Source organism: Halanaerobiales bacterium, assembly GCA_035270125.1.
Classification (GTDB): Bacteria; Bacillota; Halanaerobiia; order Halanaerobiales; family DATFIM01; genus DATFIM01.
Genome location: DATFIM010000188.1, coordinates 1 through 4,480, shown reverse-complemented (window position 1 = coordinate 4,480; position 4,480 = coordinate 1). Strand labels below are relative to the sequence as shown.

Annotated in this window: 5 protein-coding genes; all 5 read right to left on the bottom strand. The window is 25.3% G+C overall.

Going from position 1 to position 4,480, the window contains the following annotated elements; genetic code table 11:
- Position 1: 1 nt before the first annotated feature.
- Positions 2-1,246: an ATP-grasp domain-containing protein gene (locus VJ881_09660; GenBank protein ID HKL76318.1), complete on the bottom strand. Its 1,245-nt coding sequence runs from the start codon at positions 1,244-1,246 to the stop codon at positions 2-4.
- A gap of 15 nt (positions 1,247-1,261) precedes the next feature.
- A complete protein-coding gene (locus VJ881_09655) occupies positions 1,262-1,999 on the bottom strand; it encodes a glycosyltransferase family 2 protein (GenBank protein ID HKL76317.1) in 738 nt (245 codons plus the stop codon).
- A gap of 22 nt (positions 2,000-2,021) precedes the next feature.
- A complete protein-coding gene (gene rffA, locus VJ881_09650) occupies positions 2,022-3,167 on the bottom strand; it encodes a dTDP-4-amino-4,6-dideoxygalactose transaminase (GenBank protein HKL76316.1) in 1,146 nt (381 codons plus the stop codon).
- 23 nt (positions 3,168-3,190) lie between these two features.
- Positions 3,191-4,081 carry a LysR family transcriptional regulator gene (locus VJ881_09645; protein HKL76315.1) on the bottom strand — a complete coding sequence of 297 codons (891 nt, stop codon included), beginning with the start codon at positions 4,079-4,081 and terminating at the stop codon, positions 3,191-3,193.
- A gap of 128 nt (positions 4,082-4,209) precedes the next feature.
- Positions 4,210-4,480 (bottom strand): GDP-mannose 4,6-dehydratase (locus VJ881_09640; GenBank protein ID HKL76314.1); only part of this gene is annotated, 271 nt, incomplete at its 5' end.

Below are 4,480 nucleotides of genomic sequence, written 5' to 3'. Positions count from 1 at the left end.
GTTATAAAACCTCACCAATCTCCCTAATAACAAGATTATTTTCTTTAGAATCAATTATTTTTAAGTTATCATAAGCATTTTTTATTTTTTGCTTTAAATCTAATTTATTTTTTCCTCTTAATATAAAATAACCAGCTCTTTCAGTAGCATTTTCTATTTCTTGAATCTTATCACCTATCTCAAAATTAAATCCAGCTTTAACAACTCCTTTAAGAGAAACAAGTTCAGCTGTACTTGTTATTTCAGTGATTTTTCCCGGTTTGGCATAAAATAATTGTACAGAAAGCCATTTTGAGTTATTTGTAATATTATAATTGTTTAAATTTTCACCATTAATATTTTCACCTAAAGAAATATTCACCATCATTTCCAAAATATCGACACCGGTTAACCAGGGCATAAAATCACCTTCATAGGCTCCTCCTATTCTACAGGCAATCTCATTTACTTTGAGTCCATTTTCTCCAACTAATATTTGAAAATAAATAGGTCCATTTTTTATTTTAAAAGAATCAACTATTTTTTCTGATATAGCTTTTATCTGATTATAATATTTTTTCAAATGTTTTGAAGGGAAAATATGGGCACTACAAATTCCTATATGTGAATTATTTTCATGAGTAACTCGATCAGTAATAGTAAGTAAATTTAAATTACCCTGATTTACCCAGCCACTTACTGTTATTTCATCACTCTTATAATATTCTTCTACTAAAATCTCATTTTCACGAGAATAATTTAAAACTTCAGAAAAATGTTTTCTAATTTCTTTAATAGAGTTAAGTTTAAAAACACCTCTTTGTCCCTGACTATCGAGGGGTTTAATAACAACAGGAAAATTAATATTTGCTAATTTCTTATCTGAAAAATTTTTATTAATAATTTTATAATTTACAGTAGGTATATCATATTTTGAAAAAGTCTTTTTCATCTCTCTTTTATTAGTTACCGCCCTGGCTGTTTCTTCTGTTAAATAACGGGGAAGATTAAGTTTTTTAGCGACCTTCATGGCTGTAAAAACCGGTTGATCAGTACCAACTGTCATAACTCCATCAATATTATATTTTTTAGCCACTTTTATATTTCCATCTATATCAAAAGTACTTATATTCTCCGAAAAATCAGAAAACTTTTTACCAGGGGCATTTTTATAATAATCACTAACTACTACTTCATGTCCCATTTCCTTAGCTTTTTTTATGGAGCTAAGCTGTCCATTACCTCCACCTAATATTAATAATCTCATATTTTACTCCTTTATTTAAAAAGTGCTTTTTTCAACTGAAAATTGTTCTGAATCTTTTCTAAGATATTTCAAAATTGATAAATTTCCATAATAAATATATAAATTCATAAATAATTTTATTAAATTAATAATATTATAATTCGATTTTCCATGTTTACGATCATAGTGTGAAACATATATATTTCCAATATTATTAGTATATTTTAATAAAATAGCAGATATATAAACAAAAGAAGATTTAGATTCAGTTATTTTTTCTACTAAATCAGATTTAATTATCCGATAACTACTCACTCTAATATCCTTATTTTTTGATGTAATTAAATTAAATAAAAAGTTTGTTAATTTAGAGCCTAATTTTCTAAAAAAACCATATTCTCTATTTTGTGGTATTGCATAAACTACATCATAACCTTCTTTGATTTTATTATATAATTTAATCAAATCTTCAGGTTGATGCTGAAGATCATCATCAAGGGTTATAACATAGTCATATTTAACATAATTAAAGCCACAGATTATTGCATTCTGTTGGCCAAAATTTTGAGCTAATTTAATACCTTTAACTCTTTTATCTTTATTATTTAACTCAACTATTTTTTTATAACTGTCATCAATGCTATTATCATCAATTAATATAATTTCAAATTTTACTTCTAAACTTTCAAGAGTTTTTTTTAATTTTTGGTATAATTCAAATAACGCATTTTCACTGTTATAAACCGGTATAACAACTGAAATATTATCCGCCATTTTATTACTACCCCTTATCTATTTACAATTGTTTAAATATTTCTTCTAATTTTTCTATAATATATATTAATTCTTTATCTTTTAAACCAGGATATATTGGTAATCTAAGTAAAGTATTAGAAACTTCATTAGTAATTTTTAATTCATTTTTACTATAACCTATTTTTTTCCCCATAGGAGATGAATGTAGTGGTATATAATGAAAAGTGGCAGCTATTCCTCTTTTGTTTAATTCTTTCAATACAAAATCTCTAATATTATTAGAAGAAAATTTTAAGTAAAAAATATGATAATTAGAAACTCTATCTTCAGGAATAGATAAAATATGATCTAAAAAATTTTCATTTAAATATTTCTCCAAATTTTTATAATAAAATTCAAACACATATTCTCTAAGATTTCTTATCTCTTCTAACTTTTCTAATTGTGCATAAAGCAAAGCCATCAACAAATCAGAAGGTAAATAACTTGAACCTTTTTCAACCCAGGTATATTTATCAACTTCACCTTTCAAAAATTTTTTTCTATTTGTTCCCTTTTCTCTTATAATTTCTGCTCTTTCCACTAAATCTTTATTTTTATTATTAATTATGAGGGCTCCACCTTCTCCACTAACATAATTTTTAGTGCTATGAAAACTATAACAACCAAAGTCTCCTAAACCACCCAAATATTCATTTTTATATTTGGCATTCACAGCATGAGCTGCATCTTCAATTACATATAAATTGTTTTTTTGTGCAAAATTTAAAATTTCATTCATTTCACAACTTACCCCTGCATAATGAACAGGAATTATAGCTTTGGTATTTTTAGTAACATATTTTTCGAGATAAGCAGGATCTATATTAAAAGTGTTTTCTTTTATTTCTGCAAATACCGGTTTAGCACCTTTCATTAATACAGAATTAGCTGTAGAAGTAAAAGTAAAAGAAGGTATGATAACCTCATCGCCTTCTCCTAAATTAATTAGCTCAGTAGCCATTTCAAGAGCATGAGTTCCAGAAGTAGTCATGAACACCTTGTTTAAATTGAAATTATTTTCTAAAAAATTTGATACTTTCTGAGTATAAAATCCATCTCCACTTAATTCTTTTTTATCTAAGGCTTTTTCAATATATTTTTTTTCATTACCAGTTAAAAATGGTATATTAAATGGAATTTTCATAATAAATCTCTTTCTCCTATCTATTAACAACAGATATTAGGACCTAAATTTTTAAATCCCTTTATAAATTCCTTTAAATCTTTTGTTAAATTTTCAGAACTTTTTCTCACCATATATATATTATAATCTAAATTATAATCTTCAATTCTAGATATATTAAGTTCATTAGCTACAAATTCATCTTTAACTGAATTATATGGAACCAAAGCAGTTCCATAACCCTTTTGGACTAATGTTTTTATAGCTTCAGTAGTTTCCAATCTTGACATAATATTCAAATCTGCAAATGTATATCCTATACTTGATAAACCTTCTCTTAAATTATCTTTGATAATACAACTTTCTTTTAAGATAATTAATTTATAATCTAAAATCTTTTTAATACTAATTTTTTCAGGTATATCATAATTAGCAGGAGATATTAACACAACTTTTTCTGTTATAACTTTTTCTGATACAAGTTCTTCCTCAGAAGAAGGTTTTGTAATAAAACCTAATTCACAAATATCATTTAAGACATCACCTTCAATTTCCTCAGAAGTACTTGAAATTAAATTATAGTTATGAGTTGGATATTCTTCTTGCATACTAATTAATGCACAGGGCAAACAATAAGTAGCAATTGAAAATTCTCCTTCAATTTTTATTTCTTTTTGTTCCTGTTCTTTTAGGCCATTTAACATTTTTTCATATGTTCTTATTATATTATCAGCATATTTTAAAACTATTTCCCCCGAAGAAGTAAGCTTTACTCCTTTATTACTTCTTATAAATAATTTTTTTCCAAGAGAATTTTCTAATTTTTGAATTTGTTGACTTAAAGCTGGTTGTGAAATATGTGATTTATTTGCAACTTTCGATATACTTTTTATTTTAGCTATTTTCTGAAAGTATTTCAAACACTCAATGTGCATAAACCCACCCTTTCTAATAGCGTTTATAATAATTTCACCATATAAATTTCTTTTATTTATTTTTAACTAATGTCCTTAACCTATTATAATATATTTAAATCATTATAACAAGAATTAATTTAAATCATTTATTTTAGTTTTTTCCACCATTTTTTATTATTTTGATACCATTTAATTGTTTTTATTAAACCTTTATTAAAGGATATCCTGGGCTGCCATTCTAACTCACTTTTTATTTTTTCATTATTAAGTGCATACCGATAATCATGACCAGGACGATCTTTAACATATCTTATCATCGATTCATCTTTATTCATTATTTTTAAAATAGCTTTTGTAATTTCTAAATTAGTTTTTTCATTATTAGCTCCAATATTATAAATTTCACCATTTTTACCT